Source organism: Aeromonas sp., from assembly GCF_051657805.1.
GTDB lineage: Bacteria > Pseudomonadota > Gammaproteobacteria > Enterobacterales > Aeromonadaceae > Aeromonas.
This window is the reverse complement of sequence record NZ_JBOFLJ010000024.1, coordinates 92386-115717: the sequence shown is the minus strand read 5'-3', so window position 1 is coordinate 115717 and position 23332 is coordinate 92386. Positions and strand designations below refer to the sequence as shown.

25 protein-coding genes and 1 riboswitch are annotated in these 23332 nt (G+C 63.3%); of the genes, 20 read left to right on the top strand and 5 right to left on the bottom strand.

Annotated features, from left to right (window positions below):
• Positions 1 to 23: 23 nt before the first annotated feature.
• The 3 genes from ACRCYW_RS09595 to narQ form a co-directional block, all read right to left on the bottom strand.
• Positions 24 to 449, bottom strand: a complete 426-nt coding sequence (locus ACRCYW_RS09595; protein WP_438549893.1) for a globin domain-containing protein — start codon at positions 447 to 449, stop codon at positions 24 to 26.
• A 212-nt stretch (positions 450 to 661) separates the two neighbouring features.
• The gene (narL, locus tag ACRCYW_RS09590; protein WP_438549892.1) at positions 662 to 1300 is read right to left on the bottom strand and encodes a two-component system response regulator NarL; all 639 of its coding nucleotides are present in this window, start codon (positions 1298 to 1300) and stop codon (positions 662 to 664) included.
• Complete coding sequence (gene narQ / locus ACRCYW_RS09585) at positions 1300 to 3012, bottom strand: nitrate/nitrite two-component system sensor histidine kinase NarQ (RefSeq protein WP_438549891.1); 1713 nt, start codon at positions 3010 to 3012, stop codon at positions 1300 to 1302. The genes narL and narQ overlap by 1 nt, the downstream gene beginning before the upstream one ends.
• Positions 3013 to 3091: 79 nt before the next feature.
• A riboswitch (molybdenum cofactor riboswitch) is annotated at positions 3092 to 3232 on the top strand.
• Here narQ and moaA point away from each other — a divergent pair.
• From moaA to ACRCYW_RS09495, 18 genes are all read left to right on the top strand, one after another.
• The gene (gene moaA / locus ACRCYW_RS09580) at positions 3220 to 4212 is read left to right on the top strand and encodes a GTP 3',8-cyclase MoaA (RefSeq protein WP_438549890.1); all 993 of its coding nucleotides are present in this window, start codon (positions 3220 to 3222) and stop codon (positions 4210 to 4212) included. (Overlaps the previous riboswitch by 13 nt.)
• 237 nt (positions 4213 to 4449) lie before the next feature.
• Complete coding sequence (gene napF / locus ACRCYW_RS09575) at positions 4450 to 4962, top strand: ferredoxin-type protein NapF (RefSeq protein ID WP_438549889.1); 513 nt, start codon at positions 4450 to 4452, stop codon at positions 4960 to 4962.
• Positions 4963 to 5044: 82 nt separating this feature from the next.
• Positions 5045 to 5311, top strand: a complete 267-nt coding sequence (locus tag ACRCYW_RS09570; protein ID WP_438549888.1) for a chaperone NapD — start codon at positions 5045 to 5047, stop codon at positions 5309 to 5311.
• A gap of 195 nt (positions 5312 to 5506) precedes the next feature.
• Complete coding sequence (gene napA, locus ACRCYW_RS09565; RefSeq protein WP_438549887.1) at positions 5507 to 7996, top strand: nitrate reductase catalytic subunit NapA; 2490 nt, start codon at positions 5507 to 5509, stop codon at positions 7994 to 7996.
• 13 nt (positions 7997 to 8009) lie between these two features.
• Positions 8010 to 8744 (top strand): ferredoxin-type protein NapG, encoded by a 735-nt coding sequence (napG, locus tag ACRCYW_RS09560; protein WP_438549886.1) that lies wholly within the window; start codon positions 8010 to 8012, stop codon positions 8742 to 8744.
• Complete coding sequence (gene napH, locus ACRCYW_RS09555) at positions 8741 to 9616, top strand: quinol dehydrogenase ferredoxin subunit NapH (RefSeq protein ID WP_438549885.1); 876 nt, start codon at positions 8741 to 8743, stop codon at positions 9614 to 9616. Before napG ends, napH begins: the two co-directional genes overlap by 4 nt.
• Positions 9616 to 10071 carry a nitrate reductase cytochrome c-type subunit gene (locus ACRCYW_RS09550; RefSeq protein ID WP_438549884.1) on the top strand — a complete coding sequence of 152 codons (456 nt, stop codon included), beginning with the start codon at positions 9616 to 9618 and terminating at the stop codon, positions 10069 to 10071. Before napH ends, ACRCYW_RS09550 begins: the two co-directional genes overlap by 1 nt.
• Positions 10072 to 10082: 11 nt before the next feature.
• Positions 10083 to 10673 (top strand): cytochrome c3 family protein, encoded by a 591-nt coding sequence (locus ACRCYW_RS09545; RefSeq protein WP_438549883.1) that lies wholly within the window; start codon positions 10083 to 10085, stop codon positions 10671 to 10673.
• A 177-nt stretch (positions 10674 to 10850) separates the two neighbouring features.
• Positions 10851 to 11357: a molybdenum cofactor biosynthesis protein B gene (moaB, locus tag ACRCYW_RS09540; protein WP_438549882.1), complete on the top strand. Its 507-nt coding sequence runs from the start codon at positions 10851 to 10853 to the stop codon at positions 11355 to 11357.
• Between the two features lie 47 nt (positions 11358 to 11404).
• On the top strand, positions 11405 to 11899 hold the full coding sequence (gene moaC / locus ACRCYW_RS09535) for a cyclic pyranopterin monophosphate synthase MoaC (protein WP_438549881.1): 495 nt from the start codon (positions 11405 to 11407) through the stop codon (positions 11897 to 11899).
• Positions 11896 to 12141 carry a molybdopterin synthase sulfur carrier subunit gene (gene moaD, locus ACRCYW_RS09530; protein ID WP_438549880.1) on the top strand — a complete coding sequence of 82 codons (246 nt, stop codon included), beginning with the start codon at positions 11896 to 11898 and terminating at the stop codon, positions 12139 to 12141. Before moaC ends, moaD begins: the two co-directional genes overlap by 4 nt.
• A 2-nt stretch (positions 12142 to 12143) precedes the next feature.
• Positions 12144 to 12623, top strand: a complete 480-nt coding sequence (gene moaE, locus ACRCYW_RS09525; RefSeq protein WP_438549879.1) for a molybdopterin synthase catalytic subunit MoaE — start codon at positions 12144 to 12146, stop codon at positions 12621 to 12623.
• 62 nt (positions 12624 to 12685) lie between these two features.
• Positions 12686 to 13399: a molybdate ABC transporter substrate-binding protein gene (modA, locus tag ACRCYW_RS09520; protein WP_438549878.1), complete on the top strand. Its 714-nt coding sequence runs from the start codon at positions 12686 to 12688 to the stop codon at positions 13397 to 13399.
• 204 nt (positions 13400 to 13603) lie between these two features.
• Positions 13604 to 14284 (top strand): molybdate ABC transporter permease subunit, encoded by a 681-nt coding sequence (gene modB / locus ACRCYW_RS09515; RefSeq protein WP_438549877.1) that lies wholly within the window; start codon positions 13604 to 13606, stop codon positions 14282 to 14284.
• Positions 14281 to 15336 carry a molybdenum ABC transporter ATP-binding protein gene (gene modC, locus ACRCYW_RS09510; protein ID WP_438549876.1) on the top strand — a complete coding sequence of 352 codons (1056 nt, stop codon included), beginning with the start codon at positions 14281 to 14283 and terminating at the stop codon, positions 15334 to 15336. The genes modB and modC overlap by 4 nt, the downstream gene beginning before the upstream one ends.
• Positions 15337 to 15441: 105 nt before the next feature.
• Positions 15442 to 16221: an alpha/beta fold hydrolase gene (locus tag ACRCYW_RS09505; protein WP_438549875.1), complete on the top strand. Its 780-nt coding sequence runs from the start codon at positions 15442 to 15444 to the stop codon at positions 16219 to 16221.
• A 128-nt stretch (positions 16222 to 16349) separates the two neighbouring features.
• Positions 16350 to 17375, top strand: a complete 1026-nt coding sequence (gene parM / locus ACRCYW_RS09500) for a plasmid segregation protein ParM domain-containing protein (protein WP_438550482.1) — start codon at positions 16350 to 16352, stop codon at positions 17373 to 17375.
• Entirely contained in the window at positions 17368 to 18189 is an 822-nt protein-coding gene (locus ACRCYW_RS09495) for a hypothetical protein (protein ID WP_438549874.1), read from the top strand. Before parM ends, ACRCYW_RS09495 begins: the two co-directional genes overlap by 8 nt.
• Positions 18190 to 18269: 80 nt before the next feature.
• On the opposite strand, the gene moeB is transcribed toward ACRCYW_RS09495, so the two are convergent.
• Positions 18270 to 19025, bottom strand: coding sequence for a molybdopterin-synthase adenylyltransferase MoeB (gene moeB / locus ACRCYW_RS09490; RefSeq protein ID WP_438549873.1), 756 nt, complete (start codon positions 19023 to 19025; stop codon positions 18270 to 18272).
• Entirely contained in the window at positions 19022 to 20248 is a 1227-nt protein-coding gene (gene moeA, locus ACRCYW_RS09485) for a molybdopterin molybdotransferase MoeA (RefSeq protein WP_438550481.1), read from the bottom strand. Before moeA ends, moeB begins: the two co-directional genes overlap by 4 nt.
• 318 nt (positions 20249 to 20566) lie before the next feature.
• On the opposite strand from moeA, the gene folE reads away from it, so the two are divergent.
• Together folE and ACRCYW_RS09475 are read left to right on the top strand one after the other, a co-directional pair.
• A complete protein-coding gene (folE, locus tag ACRCYW_RS09480; protein WP_438549872.1) occupies positions 20567 to 21223 on the top strand; it encodes a GTP cyclohydrolase I FolE in 657 nt (218 codons plus the stop codon).
• A 328-nt stretch (positions 21224 to 21551) separates the two neighbouring features.
• Positions 21552 to 23207, top strand: coding sequence for a methyl-accepting chemotaxis protein (locus tag ACRCYW_RS09475; protein ID WP_438549871.1), 1656 nt, complete (start codon positions 21552 to 21554; stop codon positions 23205 to 23207).
• Positions 23208 to 23332 lie beyond the last annotated feature (125 nt).

The window sequence follows — 23332 nt, the reverse complement described above, 5'->3', positions numbered from 1 at the left end:
AATCTGTATGGGGGCTGTGAGGGTCAGGCAAGGGTATCTGTGGGTTGCCTGAGGCCTTCTTGCATCAGGGCTGCAATCTCGTTATACATCTGCGACCAGGCGGCGGCCAATTCTGGCGTGAACCGCCCCTCCAGCCGTCTTGACAGCACCACTGTCATCGCCTGCTTCAACAGGTCGAACTGGTGTGGCTGCACGTTGAACTTCTGATGGCGGCGGCCGAGATCCCGGATGATGAAGCTCAGGGCGTCGAGCTGCTCCAGGCTGGTGATCACAGTGTTCAGGGTCTCGGACACCTTGGCGATCGGCATTCCCGAAGGATCGGGAAAGAGGTTGATCAGTTCAGGCGAGAGGCGAAACAGCTCCTCGTACACCTCCAGCACATAGGAGTTGTTCAGGGCGGTGACCTTGCCCCATGCCTTTTGTACCAGTTCGATCTGTGTGGGGGTCATGCTGCCCATCCTTTCGCTGTGGTCGCCTGAAATAATAATGCATCTACTCAATAGAAGGTTGAGGGAGATCAAAAGTGTTTGAGTGGCCCGCTCGTTGCCCGAGATGGTGAGAGACGAGCAGCAAAAGGCCCCGCCATGGCGGGGCCTTGTTGACCGGGAGCGAGCGCAGGTGGATGGCCCTGGCCAGCTTTGCGAGAGTCGAAAACCCCTGACTAGTTGCGCTGCTCCAGGTACATGACGGCGGCTTCCACCCGGCTCTGGGCCTCGAGCTTCTTCAGCAGGCTCTTCACGTGAACCTTGACCGTGCCCTCGGAGATATGCAGCACGGAGGCGACCTGCTTGTTGGAGAGGCCCTTGGCAATCTCCCGCAGGATCTGCATCTCGCGGCGGGTCAGGCTCTCGAGCTTCTGTTGCAGGTGATCCAGCTCGTAGATGTTCTCGAGATAGGGGCGCAGCGGCTCGCTCAGGATCTGCTTGCCGGTCATCACGTCAGCGAGCTGACCGAGCAACATGTCGGGCTCGGTGTCCTTGAGCAGATAACCGTCGGCGCCGGCCTTGAGCAGGGCCACCACGTCCTGGCGGGCGTCGGAGACGGTCAGGATCACCACCCGGGAGGTGACCTCTTCGGCCCGCAGTGCCTTGAGGGTATCGAGACCGGACAGTCCCTTCATGTTGAGGTCGAGCAGGATCAGATCCGGCTCGGACTCCTTGGCAATGGCGACGGCGTCGGTCCCGTTGGAAGCCTCACCGATCACCTCGATGTTATCTTCCAGGGCCAGCAGTTGCACAATTCCCTTGCGCATGAGGGGATGGTCATCCACGACCAGAACACTGTATTTCATCTCGTCCATCAGGCGTCTCTTGTTAGGCTGGTGGGGAAGGTCAGGTGCACACGGGTGCCACCGGAGGGCGGCTCGCTGATGGTCAACTGACCGTGCAGCTTGCTGGCGCGCTCGTTCATGATGCTAAGACCGTAGTGATTGACCGCGGAGCTTGCGCCCCCGATCCCGACACCATCATCTGAAATCTGAACCTGGATGTTACCATCAGTCAGGGTCTCACAGCTAACCTGGATACGCCGTGCACCGGCATGTTTGATGGCATTGAGCACTGCCTCACGAATTAGCTGCAGGATGTGAATATGCTGCCCGGCCTCCAGATCCGTGTCGGCCAGACCGTATTGAAGCCCGATCTCCGCCCCGGTCTGGGGTTTGAGCTGTTCCAGCATGACGCCGATGGCTTCCCCCAGATTCGCATCGCCGATGCTGAGGCGGAAGGTACCGAGCAGCTCGCGCAGCTGGATGTAGGCGCTGCTGAGCCCCTCGTCGATCTGCTGCATGGCCGCCTCGGCCTTGACGCCGTCCCCCTTGGCGACGGAGCGCTTGAGCAGGGTAGACTGGATCTTGAGGTAGGAGAGGGCCTGGGCCAGGGAGTCGTGCAGCTCGCGGGCGATGACGGCTCTCTCCTCCATCAGCAGCAGGCGCTGGTGTTGCAGCAGGGTCTGATCCTTGTGCAGCACCTGGGCCAGCAGCATGGAGAAGTTCTTCATCAGCCGCTCGTCGATGGGGTGGTCGCTGATCATGTCAAGTCGGCCGTACTCCTGCTCATCCATCTGCAGATAGAAGCTCACCACGGTCTCCAGATCGCCGGGCCAGCCGTTGCGCCCCGTGATGTAGACCGGCATGGCGTTGTGCTCGAAGCGGGTCAGCCGGATGTAGTCGATGTGCTGATGGGCGGCGGCCCGCTCCAGCAGCTTCTGCAGGGTACGGCGGCTCAGCGGCGCCGCGTGCAGCTTCTGGGCCGTGGAGTAGAGGAAGGAGAGGGTATCGTTGGCCTGCTGCAGCTTGGCGGTCTTCTCCTCCACCTTGCTCTCCAGCTCCCGATAAAGCTTGCCGAGATCGTCCGCCATGGTGGCGAAGGCCCCCGACAGCTCTCCCAGCTCGTTCTCGCAATGGGGGGGCAGGGCCAGGTCGAACTCCTGGCGCTGGATCTGGCGGGCGCAGTGCACCAGCTGGTTGAGGGGGGCTACCACCTGCTGGCGGGTGAAGCGCACGGTGAACCAGGCGATGGTGATGATGGAGAGCAGCCCCAGCCCCTCCGCCAGCGCCAGCATGCGTACCTTGAACTCCACGTGATACTGCATCTGGTTGACGAAGTCGTCGATGGCGGCGACAAACTGCTCCGTGTTATCGGTGTAGCGCCTGGGGGTGGCATTCTCGATGTGTTCGCGCATCACCTGCCACTGCAGCAGGACCTCGCCATAGGTACGGCGCAGGGAGGCCGGGGTGATCCAGCGCTGGGTCTCCTGCAACTCGGGGGCGCGCAGGGTCTGCTCGAACTGGGCGAGGCGCCCGAGCACGGGTTGCTCCTTCTCTATTTCATAGGCCATCCGGTAGGCCTGCATCCGCAGGGATCCAGACAGGTTGATGGCCTTGGCGTCGGGCACCGAATAGAAGAGGGTGACCATGGCCACCACGGCGATCAGGCTCGCCATGAACAGGATGAGCAGCATGGAACGGCCGATGGCGCTGCTGACCGAATGCACTCTGAACCACTTTCCCATGTCGCTTGTTCTTCCCCGGATCCGGCAATAACCCCACAAAGTAGCATGGGAGTGTACTCCAACTTGTGCTAGCATCGAAAAACTAGATGAACTCCGAGCTGTTTTCGCCTAAGTCGTTGAGATAAGGGGAAACAGCCGTCAGCCGCCGTATGAGCTGTAAGGGTCAGGAAAGAAATGCCCTGGCCTCCCGTATTTGGAAAGGTGTTTATGTTGCCACTTGAAGATGGGTTTTCCCGTCGTTTTTACTATCTGCGTCTGTCGGTGACTGACGTCTGCAATTTTCGTTGTACCTACTGTCTGCCCGATGGCTATCGCCCCGCGCAAGGAAATGAGGCGCGCAAGTCCTTCCTCTCTCTGGATGAGATCCAGCGCATCGTCTCCGGCTTTGCCGCCATGGGGACCCGCAAGGTGCGCCTGACCGGCGGCGAGCCCTCATTGCGTCGTGACTTCACCGCCATCATCGACACCGTGGCCAATACCCCGGGCATCGAGAAGGTGGCCATGACCACCAACGGCTATCGCCTGAAAGAACGGGCCAAAGAGTGGTTCGATGCGGGCCTGACCGCCATCAATGTCAGCGTCGACAGCTTGGATCCCCGCCAGTTTCACCAGATCACCGGCGAGAACAAGCTGGCGGAGGTGATGGAGGGGATAGAGGCCGCCCTGGCCGCCGGTTTCAAATCGGTGAAGATCAATGCGGTGCTGCTCAAGGGGCTCAACGATCACCAGCTCGGGACCTTCCTGGCCTGGATAAAAGACAAGCCCATCGAGCTGCGTTTCATCGAACTGATGCAGACCGGGGAGATGGATGCGCTGTTTCGCGATCACCACACCAGCGGCGAGCTCATTAAGCAGCAGCTGCTCGGCAATGGCTGGGTGCAGCAGCTGCGTGGCCAGGACGATGGCCCGGCTCAGGTCTTTATGCACCCGGAGTCGCAGGGTGGGGTGGGACTTATCATGCCCTACAGCAAGGACTTCTGCGCCGGTTGCAACCGGCTGCGGGTCTCCTCCGTCGGCAAGCTGCACCTGTGCCTGTTTGGTGACAGCGGGGTGGAGCTGCGGGATCTGCTGCAGGGGGATGACCAGCAAGACGCGCTGCAGTCTCGGATCCGCGAGGCCCTGATCGGCAAGGCGGCGACCCATCGTCTGCACGAGGGCAATGCCGGTATCACCCCCCATCTCGCCTCCATCGGCGGCTGATTGGTTCATCTCCCGTTCAAAATAGCCACCGATTAATAAGCAATCCTCACATAGGGGTATTTTGAGTTGCCCCTCTGTTGCTTTATTGCGCCAAGGGTTTGATCCAGCGCAAGAATCCCCCCTGTTTATCTCCCTGGTGGTATATCCCTGAACTTGTCAGGGTCGCAATATACACCCAATCTTATAATCGGTATTAAAAATGCCAGTCACGCATCTCCCCTAGGAAGAGGAAGCCATATGCCGGATGGGGTCGACCTGTCACGTCGCGGTCTGTTTCGAGGCAAGCTGAGTGCCCGCACGCCGGAAGTGCAACTGCCCTGGTCCATCCCCTGGCCCGATTTCGTGGCCGATTGCACTCGCTGCGGCGACTGTCTGGCGGCCTGCCCCGAGCAGATCCTGGTGAAAGGGGACGGAGGCTTTCCGATCGTGGATTTCCAGCTGGGGGAGTGCACCTTCTGCACCGAGTGCGTCTCTGCCTGCAAACAGCCCCTGTTTCGCCCGACCTCCGAGGTGGCGTGGGACTATGTGGCCCATATCGAGGCCGGTTGCCTGGCCCTGGACCAGGTGTACTGCCAGCGTTGCCAGGACAGCTGCGAGCCGAGGGCCATCGGTTTCTCTCCCCGGTTGGGGCAGGTCCCGACTCCGGTGATAGACGCTGATAGGTGCAACGGTTGCGGTGCCTGTGTCGCGGATTGTCCGGTTGGCAGCATCAAAATCAGCATGCCGGGTGGTGCAGTGTCACTTGGCTAGCACATCTGAATGCCATTCTGGTGGCATGGCGGCGATGCCGGTGCCAACCACCCAGAGCAGAACAAGGGAGTAGGGAAACCATATGAGCCGAGAAGAGTTTCACGTATCCAGCCTGGTGGTGCTGACCCAGCCCCCCCTGCGCCATCAGCTCGCCCAGCAGATTGCCACCCTGGATGGGGCCGAGATCCACGCCGTCAGCGACGAGGGCAAGTTGGTGGTGACCCTGGAGGGAATGAGCCAGCGTCCCATCATGGATGCCATCGACGCCATCCAGGCCATGCCCGGGGTGCTCTCCGCTGCCCTCATCTACCACCAGTTTGATGAGCTCGACCAGCAGGGTGAGGAGTAAGGGGGCAAGAGGCAGGGCCATCAAGGCATCGCCTCGATGCCAGATAGCAAGGAATACGTGTTCAGGGTTGCGCCAACGGGCTTCATCGGGGCGGCCAGGGATGCGAGAAAGGCGAGGCGTGTTGTTCACCGCCCTGAGCTACTAACAGATCGATACACTCGACAACTTACGCGATAAGCGATGTGAGGATATGCCATGAAGCTGAGTCGACGCGACTTTATGAAGGCCAATGCGGTGGCGGCAGCCGCTGCGGTGGCCGGTGTCAGTGCCCCCACCCTGGCGGCGAACCTGATCACCAGCACCGACAAGACCGCCATCACCTGGGACAAGGCCCCCTGCCGCTTCTGCGGTACCGGCTGCTCCGTGCTGGTGGGCTCCCAGGAGGGCCGCGTCGTGGCGACCCAGGGGGATCCCGATGCCCCGGTCAACCGTGGCCTCAACTGCATCAAGGGCTACTTCCTGTCGAAGATCATGTACGGCCAGGACCGACTGACCCAGCCCATGCTGCGCATGACCAACGGCAAGTTCGACAAGAACGGCAACTTCGCCCCCATCAGCTGGGATCAGGCGTTCGACATCATGGCGGAGAAGTTCAAGGCCACCCTGAAAGAGAAGGGCCCAACCGCGGTCGGCATGTTCGGCTCCGGCCAGTGGACCGTCTGGGAAGGCTATGCCGCCGCCAAGCTGATGAAGGCGGGCCTGCGCTCCAACAACCTGGATCCCAACGCCCGTCACTGCATGGCTTCCGCCGTGGTCGGCTTCATGCGCACCTTCGGCATGGATGAGCCCATGGGCTGCTACGACGACATCGAGCAGGCAGATGCCTTCGTGCTCTGGGGCTCCAACATGGCGGAGATGCACCCTATCCTCTGGTCGCGCATCTCGGATCGCCGCCTGTCTCATCAGGATGTGCAGGTACACGTGCTCTCCACCTTCGAGCATCGCAGCTTCGAGCTCGCGGACAACGGCATGGTGTTCACGCCCCAGACCGATCTCGCGATCCTCAACTACATCGCCAACTACATCATCCAGAACGACAAGGTGAACTGGGAGTTCGTCAACAAGCACACCCAGTTCCGCAAGGGGGTGACCGACATCGGCTACGGCCTGCGTCCCACCAACCCACTGCAACAGAAAGCCAAGAACCCGGACAGCGGTGACTCCACCCCCATGAGCTTCGACGACTTCGCGAAATTCGTGGCGGATTACGACGTCGATTCCGTGTCCAAGCTCTCCGGCGTCTCCAAGGAGAAGCTGGTGAAGCTGGCCGAACTCTACGCGGATCCGAGCAAGAAGGTGGTCTCCTACTGGACCATGGGCTTCAACCAGCACACTCGCGGCGTCTGGGCCAACAACCTCTGCTACAACATCCACCTGCTGACCGGCAAGATCTCCACCCCGGGTAGCGGTCCCTTCTCCTTGACTGGTCAGCCTTCCGCCTGTGGCACCGCCCGGGAAGTGGGTACCTTCGCCCATCGCCTGCCCGCCGACATGGTGGTGACCGAGCCCAAGCACCGCGCCATCGCCGAGAAGATCTGGAAGCTGCCGGAAGGCACCATACCGGACAAGGTCGGCTATCACGCCGTGCTGCAAAACCGCATGCTCAAAGACGGCAAACTCAACGCCTACTGGGTGATGTGCAACAACAACATGCAGGCCGGCCCGAACATGAACGAAGAGGGGCTGCCCGGTTATCGCAACCCGGCCAACTTCATCGTGGTCTCCGACCCGTACCCGACCGTCACCGCCCAGGCTGCCGACCTTATCCTTCCCACCGCCATGTGGGTGGAAAAGGAGGGGGCCTACGGCAACGCCGAGCGCCGCACCCAGTTCTGGCACCAGCAGGTCAAGGCGCCGGAAGGGGCCAAGTCCGATCTGTGGCAGCTGATGGAGTTCTCCAAGCGCTTCACCGTGGAAGAGGTGTGGCCGGCTGAGCTTATCGCCAAGATGCCGGAAGTGAAGGGCAAGACCCTCTACGAGGTGCTCTACAAGAACGGCCAAGTCGACCAGTTCCCGAAAGAGCAGAGCAAGGGCGCCCTGAACGACGAGGCGGAGCACTTCGGCTTCTACGTCCAGAAGGGGCTGTTCGAGGAGTACGCGAGCTTTGGCCGCGGTCATGGCCACGATCTGGCCCCCTTCGATCAATACCACGAGGCGCGCGGCCTGCGCTGGCCCGTGGTGGACGGCAAGGAGACCCTGTGGCGCTATCGCGAAGGGTTCGACCCTTATGTGAAGGCGGGCGAGGGGGTGCGCTTCTACGGCAAGCCGGACGGCAAGGCGGTGATCTTCGCGCTGCCCTATGAACCGGCCGCCGAGGCGCCGGACAGCGAATACGACATGTGGCTCTCCACCGGCCGGGTGCTGGAGCACTGGCACACCGGCACCATGACCCGCCGCGTGCCCGAGCTCTATCGCGCCTTCCCGGATGCGGTGCTCTTCATGCACCCGGAAGACGCCAAGGCCCGCGGCGTGCGTCGTGGGGAAGAGGTGATCGTCTCCTCCCGCCGCGGCGAGGTGAAGACCCGCGTCGAGACCCGGGGTCGCAACAAGCCGCCCAAGGGCCTGGTGTTCATGCCCTTCTTCGACGCGAGCCAGCTGGTCAACAAGCTGACCCTGGACGCCACGGATCCGCTCTCCAAGGAGACGGATTACAAGAAGTGCGCCGTCAAGGTCGTGAAGGCCTGAGGCGGGTAGGGGGATGAGCCGCAGCCGTCGCCAGTTCCTGGCCGATCTCGCCAAGGGGGCCTGCTCGGTGGGCCTGTTTGGGGCAGGGCTCGGCACGGTGGCGCGCCAGCAGGCGCAGGCTGTGCCTGCCCAGGCGCTGCGTCCCCCTGCGGCGCTGGCGGAGGCCGAGTTCCTCGGCGCCTGCGTGCGCTGCGGGCTCTGCGTCGAGGCGTGCCCCTATGACACCCTGAAGCTCGCCAGGTTGCTGAGCCCTGTGACCACGGGCACCCCCTACTTCGAGGCGAGGGCCGTGCCCTGCGAGATGTGTGAAGACATCCCCTGTGTGGTGGCCTGCCCAAGCGGGGCCCTGGATCAGGGGATGACCAGCATCGATCAGGCGCGGATGGGGGTGGCGGTGCTCATCGACCACGAGACCTGCCTCAACTTCCTGGGGCTGCGCTGCGACGTCTGCTACCGGGTCTGTCCCCTCATCGATGAGGCGATCACCCTGGAGTTGCAACGCAATCCGCGCACCGGCAAACACGCCATGTTCCTGCCGACCGTGCACAGTGATGCCTGTACCGGCTGTGGCAAGTGCGAGCACGCCTGCGTGCTGGAGGAGGCGGCCATCAAGGTGGTGCCCCGCGGGCTCGCCAAGGGGGAGCTGGGTCATCACTATCGGCTCGGTTGGGAAGAGAAGCAGAAGGCCGGCAAGTCCCTCATCGGCGATCGGCTCACCCTGCCCACCCGCAAACCGGAGGGGTTATGAGCCGGTATCCTGGACAAGAGGCGAGAGAGAGGCTCGGCTGGTGGCGGTCGCACCGCTTCCTGCTGTTGCGCCGCCTGAGCCAGTTCACCGTGTTGGGGCTGTTCCTGCTGGGGCCGCTCGCCGGGGTCTGGATCCTCAAGGGCAACCTCTCCAGCTCCCTGTTGCTGGAGACGGTACCGCTCGCGGATCCCCTCACCCTGCTGCAGACGGTGGCATCGGGTCACTGGCCCATCGCTACCCTGTGGCTCGGGGCTGGCCTGGTGCTCGCCGGTTACTGGCTGGTCGGAGGGCGGGTCTTCTGCTCCTGGGTCTGTCCGGTGAACCTGGTCACGGATGCCGCCGCCTGGGCTCGGGCCCGGCTCGGTCTCAAGGGCAACGGCCAGTTCAACCGCAACAGCCGCTACTGGCTGCTGGTTATGGTGCTGGTGGGGCCCGCCATCGCGGGCGTGCTGGTGTGGGAGCTGGTCAACCCGGTGTCGCTGGCCCTGCGCGGTCTGCTGTTTGGCATGGGGGCGGGCTGGGGCCTGCTGCTGGCGCTGTTCTTGTTCGATCTGTTCGTGGTGGAGCGGGGCTGGTGCGGTCATCTCTGTCCGGTGGGGGCCTTCTACGCCCTGGTCAACCGGGTCGGGTTTATCAAGATTTCAGCCAAAGGGCGTGAGCGTTGCAGCAACTGCATGGACTGTTATGCGGTCTGCCCGGAGCGTCCCATACTGCGCGGCCCGGTGCACGGCGCCAGGCGCGGTCATGGGCCTCTGATCAGGGCTCAGGAATGTACCAATTGCGGCCGTTGCATCGATGTTTGCGCGGAGCAAGTTTTTGAAATCACTGTAGGTTTTGCCGTCAAGGCAGAGACAATGTCGGAGAACACATAATGAAAAAGCTGATTGGAGCAATGCTGGCCTGCCTGATGGCGGGTTCCTTGATGGCGGCCGTGCCTGAGATCACCAACAGCACGGGGGGGATCAAGTCGGAGCGGGGCAGCACGGATCTCGCGACCGAGGCGGAGGCGGCCCCCCTCAAGAACTTCCGCAAGGATGGGGACACCTATGACCGTCAATACATGCATCAGCCGCCGCTGATCCCCCACGACATCCGCAACTATGAAGTGGACAACAAGGTCAACAAGTGCCTGGCCTGTCACAGCTTCAAGAATGCCAGCGCCATGAAGGCCCCCAAGATCAGCCCGACTCACTTCGAGACCCGTGATGGCCTGACCCTGGGAGAAGTCTCCCCCCGTCGCTACTTCTGTCTGCAGTGCCACGTGCCGCAGGCGGACGCCAAGCCCCTGGTGGGGAATACCTTCAAACCGGTCGAAGCCCTGAACTGAGGAGTTCATCGATGAAATTACCTGGTTTTGTGCAGCGACTGTGGGTCACCTTCAAATCCCCCTCCAAGGCGGCCCTCTGGGTGCTGCTGCTGATGGGGTTCTTCGGCGGTGTCATCTTCTGGGGCGGCTTCAACACCGCCATGGAGGCTTCCAACACCGAAAAGTTCTGTACCGGCTGTCACGAGATGAAGGACAACGTCTTCATGGAATACCGTGACACCATCCACTACGCGAACCGCTCCGGGGTGCGTGCGAGCTGCCCGGATTGCCACGTGCCCCACGAATGGACCTACAAGATCATTCGCAAGGTGCAGGCCTCCAAGGAGCTGTGGGGCATGTTGACCGGCAAGGTGGATACCCGCGAGAAGTTTGAATCCCATCGCCGGGAGATGGCGGAGCGGGAGTGGAAACGGATGAAGGACACGGATTCGAGGGAGTGCCGCAACTGCCACAACTTCGAGTACATGGACTTCTCCCTGCAGGGACGGCGCGCCGCCCAGATGCACTCCACCAACCTGGCGAGCGGGGCCAACACCTGCGTCGACTGCCACAAGGGCATAGCGCATCAGTTGCCCGACATGAAGGGCGTGCCTGGATTCTAAGCCAGAGACCATGGGGCCAGCCTGGGCCCCATGGTCTTCGTTTGATCTAATCATCCCTGTCAGCCCCACTTCTTTGTTAGAATCCGCCCTCGGTAACGCTGCCAGCCAGCCTGTGGCCGGTTTTGCCCCCTGGGTGGCGGCCTTTTCTCTCTTCTCTCGTGTTACAGGACTCGCTCCATGGCACCTAAAAACAACGAATTCATTCCCCTCAAGATCGCCGTCCTGACGGTCTCCGACAGCCGCAGCGCCGCCGACGACAGCTCGGGGGACTACCTGGTCTCGGCCCTGACCGAGGCGGGCCACCTGCTAGCCGACAGAGCCCTGTGCGCCGACAATCTGTTCCGCATCCGGGCCCAGGTCAGCGACTGGATCGCCGACGAAGGGGTGCAGGTGGTTCTGGTCAATGGCGGTACCGGCTTCAACCAGCAGAACCGGGTGCCCGAGGCGGTGGGGGTGTTGTTCGAGCGCACCGTGCAGGGCTTTGGCGAGCTGTTCCGCCAACTCTCCTTCGCCGAGATAAAGGGCTCGGCCATGCAGAGCCGGGCCCTGGCCGGGCTCGCCAATCGCACCCTGATCTGCTGCCTGCCGGGCTCCACCGGCGCCTGCAAGCTCGGCTGGGAGCAGCTCATCCGGGATCAGCTCGATGCCCGCACCAAGCCGTGCAACTTCGTGACCCATCTGTGATCCCGGGCGTTTTCCCGGATCATCCATTTTCCTGATAGGGGGCATAGATGAACCTGACCCATCTCAACCAGAGCGGTGAGGCCCACATGGTGGACGTCACCGACAAGCGGGTGACCGAGCGGGAGGCCCGTGCCGAAGCCTTCGTGCGCATGGCCCCCGCCACCCTGGCCCTGATCCTCGGCGGTCAGCACCACAAGGGGGACGTGTTCGCCACCGCCCGCATCGCCGGCATCATGGCGGCCAAGAAGACCGCCGATCTCATCCCCCTCTGCCATCCCCTGGCCCTCACCAAGGTGGAGGTAGAGATAGAACCCCAGCCCGCGCACAATAGGGTCCATATTCGCACCCTCTGCAAGCTTTCCGGCAAGACAGGGGTGGAGATGGAAGCCCTGACCGCCGCCTCGGTGGCGGCGCTGACCATCTACGACATGTGCAAGGCGGTGCAAAAGGACATGGTGATCGAGCACGTCAGGCTGGTGGAGAAGAAGGGCGGCAAGTCCGGTCACTTCCAGTTGACCCCGAATGCAGGAGAGCCCGCATGATCAAGGTGCTGTTTTTTGCCCAGGTCAGGGAGCTGGTTGGCTGCGACGAGCTGAGTCTCTCCCCTGACTACGATAACGCCGAGGCGCTTCGCGCCGCCCTGTGCGAGCGCGGCGACAAGTGGGCCCTGGCCCTGGAGTCCGGCAAGCTGCTGGTGGCGATCAACCAGACCCTGGTGCCGCTGGACACGCCCCTGACCGATGGGGACGAGGTCGCCTTCTTCCCCCCGGTGACCGGAGGCTGATGATGAGCGAGCCAATCATGACGGATCGCATTCTGGTACAGCGGGCCGACTTTTCGCTGGCCGAGGAGTACGAGCGACTCGCCTGCCGCCACGACACCGGCGCCATCGTCACCTTCGTGGGCAAGGTGCGCGACTTCAATCAGGGGGAGGAGGTGAAAGGGCTGGCCCTCGAGCACTACCCCGGCATGACGGAGAAGGCGCTGGCGGACATAGTGGCCGAGGCCCGCAGCCGCTGGCCCCTGCAGGAGTGCACCCTTATTCACCGCATCGGCGAGCTGCTGCTCGGCGATCAAATCGTGCTGGTGGCGGTGAGCAGTGCCCACCGCGAGGCGGCCTTCGAGGCCTGCCATTTCATCATGGATTTTCTGAAAACCCGGGCGCCGTTCTGGAAGAAAGAGCTGACGGCGGCAGGGCAACAACGCTGGGTAGAGGCCAAGGAGAGCGATGACGCCGCCGCGGCCCGCTGGCAACAAGGGGAATAGATCCGCCAGGATCCCCCACGACAGAGCCGCAAACAGGCTCAGGCTTGAACAGGAGTAAGGGAATGAAAAAGCTGTTATCCGTGGTGTTGCTGAGTGCTTGCGCCACCGCCGTGCAGGCCGATGAGGTCAAGGTGGCCGTGGCGGCCAACTTCAAGGGCACCATAGAGCGCATCGGCAAGGAGTTCACCGCCAAGACCGGCCATACCCTGGCCATCTCCTCCGCCGCGACCGGGGTGCTCTATACCCAGATCACCCACGGCGCCCCCTTCGATCTCTTCCTCTCCGCCGATGTGAAGACCCCTGAGAAGCTTGAGAAAGAGGGCAAGGGCAGCGATCGCTTCACCTATGCCATCGGCCAGCTGGGCCTGTGGAAGAAGGGTGGGCCGGCCCCTGACGAGGCGACCCTGCGCGACTGGAAGGGCAACCTCGCCATCGCCAACCCGAAAACCGCCCCCTATGGCACCGCCGCCATGGCGACCCTCGCGCACCTCAAGATCGATCCCAAGCAGTATCGGGTGCTGACCGGTACAAACATCGGCCAGACCTGGCAGTTCGTGGATACCGGCAACGCCGAGATGGGCTTCGTCGCCTGGGCCAACCTGGTGGAAGCGGGCAAGACAGGCGAAGCCTGGGCCGTGCCTAACCAGTACTATCCTGCCATCGAGCAGCAAGCTCTGGTGCTGAAGAAGGGTGAGGCGGTGGATGCCCTGGTGGCCTGGATAAAGGGCCCGGGTCAGGAGCAGATCAAGGCCGCGGGTTACGCCCTGCCGCAATGATGGCGAGCCTGTGACCCCCTGATGACTGGCCGGCCCTGTGCCGGCCAGTTTGTTGACTCAAGGAGGAAAGCCATGAATATGCGCATCCCCATAGAAGGAGATGGCGATGAATGACGCGGATCTGCTGATAGCGTTTTGCCAGGCCCTGAGCGGGGGTTCCTCATTTCGGGGCCTGTGTGTCGTGCAATCCCGGGAGAAAACGCCATGAGTGAGGGTGATCTGCTGGCGGTCTGGTTGACCCTGAAGCTGGCGGCCAGCACCACCGGCATACTGCTGCTGCTGTCACCGCCGCTCGCCTGGTGGCTGTCACGTAGCCAGCACAGGCTCAGGCCCGTGGTGGAGGCCATGGTGGCCCTGCCCCTGGTGTTGCCCCCCACCGTGCTCGGTTTCTATCTGCTGCTCGCCTTCTCCCCCGAATATGGCTTCGGCGGTTGGTGGCGGGAGACCTTCGGTACCCCGCTCGCCTTCAGCTTCCTCGGCCTGCTGCTCGCCTCCGTCATCTACTCGCTGCCCTTCGTGGTGCAGCCCCTCACCTCAGCCTTCGTCAACATGGGTAACAAGGAGCTGGAGGCGGCCGCCACCCTGGGGCTCGGACCCCTCGAGCGCTTCTTTCAGATCATCTTGCCTATGACGCTGCCGAGCTTCGTGATGGCGGCGGCCCTGGGCTTCGCCCACACCCTGGGGGAGTTCGGGGTGGTGCTGATGATTGGCGGCAACATCCCCGGGGAGACGCAAGTGCTCTCCATCGCCCTGTTCGATCACGTGGAAACCATGGATTACCAGAGTGCCCACTACCTGGCGGGCGGCCTGATGGGCTTCTCCCTCGTCATGCTGGTGCTGGTCTACGGCGTGCTGCAACGCCGGCAACGGAGGCTGTTCGGATGAAGCTGGATCTGAGAGCGAGGCGTCAATTCGGGGGCTTCACCCTGGATTGCGATCTCAAGCTCCCGCTGGGGGGCATACTCGGGCTGTTCGGCCCCTCCGGCTGTGGCAAGAGCACCCTGCTGCGGATCCTGGCGGGGCTGGATCGCCAGCCGACCGATGGCCTGCACTGGCAAGGGAGGGCGCTGGCCGACCTGCTGCCCGAGCAGCGCCGTATCGGCCTGGTGTTTCAGGACTCGCGCCTGTTCCCGCACATGACGGTGCTGGCCAACCTGCAACTGGCCGCCAGGAAGGGCAGGGGGCGCTGGCAACCCGAGCCCTTGGCCGAGCGCCTCGGTTTCAGTGAGCTGCTCGGGCAGCCGGCCCACGGCCTCTCCGGCGGTCAACGTCAGCGGGTGGCCCTCGGCCGGGCCCTGCTGGCGGAGCCGGATCTGCTGCTGTTGGACGAGCCCTTCTCGGCGCTCGACAGGCGCAGCCGCATCCACCAGGCCCATGTGCTCAAGGGATTGCAGCGCGAGAGCGGCATGCCGATGATCTTCGTCAGCCACGCCATGGAGGAGGTGAGCCTGCTCTGCGATCAGCTGGTGCTGCTGGCACAGGGCAAGGTGGAGGCGCAGGGGCGGCCGAGCGAGATCTTCGCCCGCACCGATCTCTCCTTGGCCAGCCGGGACGACGCCGGCGTCATGCTGGAGGCGACCCTGGATCACTATGATCCGGGTGAGCAGATGGCGAGCCTGCGCCTCGGGGATCAGCTGCTGATGGTCACCATGGAACACGCCCCCGACGAGACCGGCCCCTTGCTGATCAAGGTGGCGGGGCGGGATGTGGTGATCGCCACGGCCCCCATCACCGACTCCAGCCTCTCCAACTGCCTGGAGACCCGGCTGCTCCATGCCCAGGAGGTGCGGCCCGGGCAAACCCTGTTGCAGTTGGCGCTGGGGCAGCAGATACTGCTGGCCCGGATCACCAGCCGCTCCGCCAAGCGACTCGCCCTCGCGCCGGCGCAGCGCCTCTATGCCTATATCAAGGCGGTGAGCCTGGTGGGGGAAGGCTGAGAGAGCGATATGGTACGGGATCACTCCCTGCGCCATGGGGTGCGCTTCGCAGGGTGATCCCGTGATTTGACTGGGAGCCGGCATAAACCGGGAGGGAGAGGGGAAGTGCGTCGTAATCAGGTAATGAAATCCCACGGTCTGGCCCTGCGCAGTGCAGGGGAGGGGCCCCTGCTGGTGCTGCTGCACGGGCTCGGCTCCTCCAGCCTCGACTGGCAGGCCCAGCTCGAGCACTTCTCCGATCACTATCGGGTGGTGGCCCTCGATCTGCGCGGTCACGGCCAGAGCCTGCAGGAGGGGCCCTTCGACGTGACGACCCTGACCCGGGACGTGGCGCGCTGGCTCGATGAACAGCCCGAGCCCGCCTGGGTAGTGGGGCTCTCCCTGGGCGCCATGGTGGCGCTGGAGCTGGCCCTGCAACGGCCGGAGAAGGTGCGTGGCCTGGTGCTGGTCAACGGCTTCAGCGAGTTTCTGCTGGAGAGCCCAAAGGATCGGGAGCGCTACGCCCAGCGGCTCAAGTGGCTGCGCTGGTTTGGCCTGCGTCCGCTCGCCTGGTGGCTCGGCCGTGAGCTGTTCCCCGGCCCCGAGCTCGCCCAGGTACGCCACGCCTTCCGCCAGCGCTTCGTGCGCAGCAACAAGAAGAAGACCTATAGAGCGCTGCTGGGAGATCTTCCCGGCTGGTCGGCCCGGGCACGGCTCGGTCAGATAGTGCAGCCGGTGGCCATCATCTCCACCACCCAGGACTATCTGCCGCTGGCCAAACGGGTGGAACAATTCGCCGCCCTGCCGAACGCCAGCATCCACACCCCGCCGGGGCACCATGCCTGGCCGGCGGAAGATCCCGCCGGATTCAATCATTTGCTTCACCGGATTTTAGAAACTCATTAAACTTGTCGCCCCTTAGCCTTATTCACCGTGTATGTATTGGTCCGATCGCCTTGCCAAGGGCATAAGGCAAGGCAATCGGACCCATTTGCCCTCTCAACAGGTATTTCCTCATGTCTGAAGTAATAAAAATGGCCATCGACGATGGCTCGACCAACGTCAAGGTGAGCTGGATCGAGAACAAGGTGCTCAAGACCATCATCTCTCCCAACTCTTTTCGCAAAGACTGGAAGAGCGCTGCCTTGCGCAAGGACAAGAAGATCTACAACTACGAGATAGGCAACACCAAGTACACCTATGACGCCACCTCGGACAAGTCCCTGGCGACCACCCATGTGGAGTACCAGTACGACGATCTGAACCTGCTGTCCGTGCACCACGCCCTGCTGCAGACCGGCGTCACTCCCGGGGATGTGACCATCACCGTCACCCTGCCCATCACAGAGTTCTACAACCCGGACGACTGCCAGCGCAACGAAGAGAAGATCGAGAAGAAGCGCCGCAACCTGATGCGGGCCATCACCCTCAACAAGGGCGAGCTGTTCAACATCGTCAGCGTCGAGGTGATGCCGGAGAGCCTGCCTGCGGCCCTCTCCCGTCTGGTTGGCTCCGGTTGCAACGAGTTCACCAAGACCCTGGTGATCGACTGCGGCGGTACCACCCTGGACATGGGGATCATCGTCGGCGAGTTTGACGATGTCTCCGACGTCTACGGCAACAACGAGATCGGTGTCTCCATGGTGACTGACGCCACCCGCAAGGCCCTGGCGGCGGCGGACAGCGACTCCAGCTACCTGGTGGCGAACGAGTTCATCAAACGTCGCCACGACATGAGCTTCGTGCGCGACGTGGTCAACGACGAGAGCCAGATCCCGCGCATCCTCGAGAAGATGCAGAACAAGATCGACGAGCTGGGCTCCCAGGTGGCCCACGAGGCGAAGAAGTTCGCCAAGAACCCGAACCGGGTCTATCTGGTCGGTGGCGGTGCCTCCCTCATCCATGAGGCGATCAAGAGCGCCTACCCGACCCTGGGTGAGCGGGTCGAGCTGCTGGAGGATGCCCAGTCCGCCCTGGCCCGGGAGATCTGCCTCTACACCACGGAAGAGGAAGAAGTGTACCGGGAAGCGGCCGTGATGGCCGAGGTGGCGGATGAGTAGTCAACTCAAGCGCATGACCTTCTCCATCTACATGGATCCGGGTGCGCTGGAGTCTGACCGCTACGCGGCCGGGGTACTGCAGAGCTGGTACCAGCGCGCCCGCAAGATCCAGGATGGGGTCGAGGAGTTCGACTTCTCCAAGAGCCGCTTCCACAAGGACATCTACCTCTCCGGCATGTTCATGTACGTGTTGGCCCCCAGCCTGTGCAAGGCGGTGGCCAATGCCTTCGGCCCGGAGCAGGTGAGCCTCGCCACCCTGCGCCACGCCTTTGCAAGCTGCGGCTTCGATCTGGGGCAGGGGGCAGCTGCTCCGGCCCTGACCGACACCATGATCGATCAGATAGTGGCCAAGCTCGCCCCCCAGCTGGATCAGGACAAGGGTGCCCCGGCCGTGAACGAGCGGCTGGAGGCGATCATGCAGCGCCTGGGGCAGCCCCAGCCGACAGATCACTTGGTGGACGAGATAGTGAGCCGTCTCGGCGAACAGCAACCCACGGATCTCTGGGATGAACTGCGCCAGGGACTGCCGGGGGCCGTGGATCACGATCAGCTGGCGGACGCCATCGCCGGCAAGTTGCCGGCCGCCGGGGGGGAGACGGATCTGGCGCCACTGCAGAGCAGCCTGACGCTGCTCTCCCGCCAGCTGGAGGAGCAATCCAAACTCATCCGGGAGCAGCACAGGCTGATCCAGCGCCTGGCCAGTCAGCCGGGCCGGCAGGTCGGTGGGGATGAGGCGAGTGCCGAGCCGCTGATCGAGGATCTCTCGAGCCAGGTGGCCAGCATGAAGAAGGTCAAGGCGAAGGGCATTTTCTAAGCCCGGAGCCAGTAAAAAAGCCGAACCCAGGGGTTCGGCTTTTTTGTGGATGCAAGCTGGGCTCAGTGCCCTCAACGCCCTCAGGGCTGGGCGCAGACCGGGCAGTCGGGGCGCTTGGGCAGCTTCAGCTCCCGAAAACCGCCGCCGAAGCCGTCTATCATCAGCAATCGACCGCTGTATGTTTTGCCCATGCCGGACAGCAGCTTGATGGCTTCCAGCGCCTGCAGGCTGCCCACCACGCCCACCATGGGGGCCAGCACCCCGGCCTCGACGCAGGTGAGGGACTGCTCCCCGAACAGGGAGCTGAGACAGGCGTAGCAGGGCTCGTCCTCCCGCCAGGTGAAGCTGCAGAGCTGCCCCTCCAGCCGGATGGCGGCGCCGGACACCAGCGGCACACGATGCTGTCTCGCCTTCTGGTTGAGCAGGTTGCGGATGGCGACGTTGTCGGTGCAATCGAGCACCAGCTGATGGCTCGGCAGCAGGGCATCGAGCAGCGCCTCGTCCGCGACGGCGGCGTGGGTCTCTACCTCGAGCCAGGGGTTGAGGGCGAGCAGGGACTGGGCGGCGGAGTCCACCTTGTACTGGCCGATGCGCGCATCGCTGTGCAGCACCTGGCGCTGCAGGTTTGAGAGCTCCACCTTGTCGAAATCCACCAGGGTCAGCCGGCCGACCCCGGCCACCGCCAGATACTGGGTGGCGGCACAGCCAAGGCCCCCGGCGCCTATCACCAGTACATGGGCCTGCTTGAGCGCCTCCTGCCCCTCGAAGTCGAAGGATTTCAGGATGATCTGGCGGTTGTAGCGAAGGAGCTCCACATCCGAGAGGATCTCGCTCACAGCAGCAGCCCCGCGAAGGGCTCGACGGTGACGGTTTCCCCCGCCGCCACTCTGCCCCGCTCCTGCTCGAGGACGATGTAGCAGTTCGCCCTGGAGAGGGAGCTGAACACCCCGGAGTCCTGGGAGCCTGTGCTGCGCACTTCGAGGCCGTTCGGGCCCGCGCTCAGTATGCCGCGCTGGAAGTCGAGCCGCCCCGGCGCCTTTTTCAAGGGCTCGCCCGCGACGGCGCCGATGCGAAGTGGCGGCACCCAGGTCTGGCCGGCGAGTCTGGCGAGCGCCGGGCGCACCAGCTGATCGAAGGTGACCATGGCGGAGACGGGGTTACCCGGCAGGCCGAAGAACCAGGCGTTCGGCAAGCGGCCGAAGGCGAACGGCTTGCCCGGCTTGATGGCGAGCTTCCAGAAGCCGATCTCCCCCTGCTCTTCCAGCAGCTGCTTGGTGAAGTCCGCCTCGCCGACCGAGACGCCGCCCGTGGTGATGAGGGCATCCGCCTCGCGGTCCGCCTGGATAAAGGCGGCGCGAAGTTGGGCTGGATCGTCCGGTATGATGCCAAGGTCGAGGCACTCACAGCCGAGGCGCGTCAGCATGGCCTTGACGCCGTAGCGGTTGGAGTCGTAGATGTCGCCGTGCTCAAGGGGCGTGCCCACCGGCTTGAGTTCATCCCCTGTGCTGAAGATGGCCACTTTCAGCGGGCGGCGCGCGGTGACGCTGGCGATGCCGAGGGACGCCAGCAGCGGCAGCTCCCGGGGGCTCAGGCGCAGGCCGCTCGCCAGCACCCGGGAGCCTTCGGCCATGTCCTCGCCGCGGCGGCGGATATTCTGCCCCGCCCTAGGTTGACTCAGGAAGCGCACCCGCTCCCCTTCGAGCTCAGTCTCTTCCTGCATGACCACGGCCTCGGTGCCGGCAGGGACGGGGGCGCCCGTCATGATGCGGATGCAGTGGCCGGCGGGCCATTCTCCTTCATAGGGCTGACCAGCGAACGCCTTGCCCGCCACTGTCAGCGGGGCGCCGGCGGCGAGATCGGTCAGGCGCACGGCGTAACCGTCCATGGCGGAGTTATCGAAGGGGGGCACAGAGAGGGGGGAGGCGATATCCTCGGCCAGGATCCGGTCCAGCGCCTGGGGCAGCGGCAACTGCTCGGTGTCGCAGCAGCAGGCCAGTTGGTCCAGCATCCCTTGCAGGGCATCGCTTAGGGGGAGGAGTGTGCCGGTATCGAATCCCATCATCATGACCTCTTTATTGTGGTGAGGGCGGATTATCCCAAAAAAGTGGCCCCTTGGGCAGGTCGGCGTCGGGATTAAGGGCCCTGGCGTGATCCCGTGGGGTGACGGCCCGCGAGGTTGGGGCGGTATTCACGGCCGGCCTCCCCATCCGGGCAGGGTGACAGGCGGGTAAAACACGACGGATTGACATAAAGTCAGGTACCGGGCTTGAGTTAGTTCGAATTATGACAATAATCGCCCTGTAAGATTGCGCCACAGTAGAATGCCGCCGCAACAGACGGCGACCATCACAGTCCCTGAGCGTGGGAGAGAAAGACGATGACGAATTTGAGTCAGGAAGCCCTGTTGGTCAGGGCTGCTCTTGAGGCCGAGGGTCTCGAGACACCGCTAGTGGCCAATACACTGGACAGCCAACAGAAGAGAGAGAATATCGAAGGCCACATGCGTGCCATCATGGAGACGCTGGGGCTGGATCTTGCCGATGACAGCCTGGCGGAGACGCCGCACCGCATCGCCAAGATGTACGTGAACGAGATCTTCTCCGGCCTCGACTACGCCACCTTCCCCAAGGTGACGGTGATCGAGAACAAGATGAAGGTGGACGAGATGATCATGGTGCGGGACATCAGCCTCACCAGCACCTGCGAACACCACTTCGTCACCATAGACGGGCTGGCCCACGTGGCCTATATCCCCCGTGGCAAGGTGATCGGCCTGTCGAAGATCAACCGCATCGTCCAGTTCTTCGCCCGCCGTCCCCAGGTGCAGGAGCGTCTCACCCAGCAGATCCTGCTGGCGCTGCAGACCCTGCTCGGCACCCGGGATGTGGCCATCAGCATCAAGGCGACCCACTACTGCGTGAAGGCGCGCGGCGTGATGGACTCCACCTCCTATACCACCACCACCTCCCTCGGTGGGGTATTCAAGACCCAGCCGGACACTCGCGCCGAGTTTCTGGGCGGTCTGAAAGGCTGATCAGCCAGAGGCATGCCATCACGGCATGCCTCATCTTTATTCCCCTTCGCTATTTTGTGCTGAATTTTAATCAAAAAACGCCTAAAGGCATGGCTGCATCGGGTCGATATAGCTCTCCATGCCGGCGAGTGATCTCTGCCAAGCACAGGATGCTCTCGCGGCGATGACCCGTTTCGACCAGGACCTGCGAGCCCAAGGTCCTGGTGCCCCCGTTTCAGCGAGGCGGGGCGCTTTATCTACTGCAATGGATGGCAGCTATCGTGTTTCGTGCCAGGAGGGCACAACCCAGAAGACGGATGCCAGTTAATCACCCATTGCAGGACATGCCATGAACCCCAGTACCATGACGATAGGTAAGAAACTCACCGCCGGTTTTGCGGTGCTCGGCCTGATGATGGCCTTCATCGGCGGCTTCTCGCTGCTGCAGTTTGGCAACATGAACCGGGCCGCCACCGGTTTCACCGACAGCATCCTGCCTGCCGTGGTGCGCACCAGCACCCTGGGGGAGACCATCAATGCCCTGCGCCGCTATGAACTGGATGTGTTCCTGGTGGCGGATGACCCCCAGCAGAAGGCCCATTATCGCGATGCCAGCGAGCAGAGCCTGCGGGAAGCCGATCGGCAGGTCGCGGCCCACGATGCCACCATCTGGGCGGAGGATGTGGAAGAGCGCCGCGCCTTCGACATCGTCAAGGCGGACTGGAGCAAGTACGTCGCCCTGCACCAGCGCATCAAGCAGATGCAGGACAGCGGCCAGATGGCAGAGGCCCAGCGCATCTTCATGAGCGAGGGGGTCAATCTCTACATCACCTTGTCCAAGTCGGTGGCCGAGCTCATCCGCATCAACCACGGTTACTCCGTCAACTCCCGCGCCGAGGTGGTGGGAGCCTTTGACAGCGCCAGGCTGAGCATCATCCTCTCCCTGGTGCTGGGCCTTGGCCTGGTCACCGTGCTCTCCGTGGTGCTGACCCGCCAGATCCGGGATCCCCTGGTGATGCTGGCCCGTCAGGCCCAGCGCATCGCCGGCGGCGATCTCGGCAAGGGTGAGCTGCAGGAGTGGATCCGCGGCAACCGCTTCAAACGTGACGAACTGGGTCAGCTCGGCACCGCCATCGATCGCATGCAGGGATCCCTCGCGGATCTGGTGAGCGAGATAGCCGGCTCGGTGAGCCAGCTCAGCAGCGCGGTGGAGGAGGTGAGCGCCATCTCCGAGCAGTCCGCCAAGGGCATGGCCAGCCAGCAGAACGAGGTCTCCCAGGTGGCGACCGCCATGAACGAGATGCAGTCCACCGTGCACGAGGTGGCCCGCAACACCACGGACGCCATGAGCGCCGCCAAGGCTGCCTCCCAGACCTCGGGTGAGGGTCATCGGGTGGTGGGCCGCGCCATCGGCAGCATAGAGCAGGTCTCCCTGCAGATTGAGCAGGCGGGCAGCGTGGTGCAACAGCTGGAGCAGGACAGCACCAACATCAGCATGGTGCTGGACGTCATTCGCGGCATCGCCGAGCAGACCAACCTGCTGGCGCTGAACGCCGCCATCGAGGCGGCCCGTGCCGGCGAGCAGGGTCGCGGTTTCGCGGTGGTCGCCGATGAGGTTCGCTCCCTGGCCCAGCGCACCCAGAATTCCACCGCCGAGATCAGCAAGATGATCGAGGTGCTGCAGGAGCGCACCGCCGAGGCGGGCAACGCCATGCAGCTGAGCCGACAGCAGATGCAGAACAGCGTCGGGCTGGCGCGTGAAGCGGGCAACAGCATCGACAGCATCAATGGTGCCGTCACCCAGATCACCGACATGAACACCCTGATCGCCACCGCGACCGAGGAGCAGAATGCGGTGACGGAGGAGCTCAACCGCAGCATCGTCAACATCCACAACGCCGCGGACGAGAACGCCCTGGGGGCCCAGCAGACCGCCCAGGCCTGCATCGAGCTCAGCAAGCTGGCGACCTCCTTGCACCACATGACCCAGCGCTTCAGCCTCTGACGGGCGCCTGGTACAACCTATAAGGGAGGCCCCGCCCGTTGGCGGGGCCTCCTCGTCTGCGGGCTTCCCTTCCGGTGCGGCGGCTCAATGTGCTGCACGGGTCGTATTTGACCTTGTTCTTTATC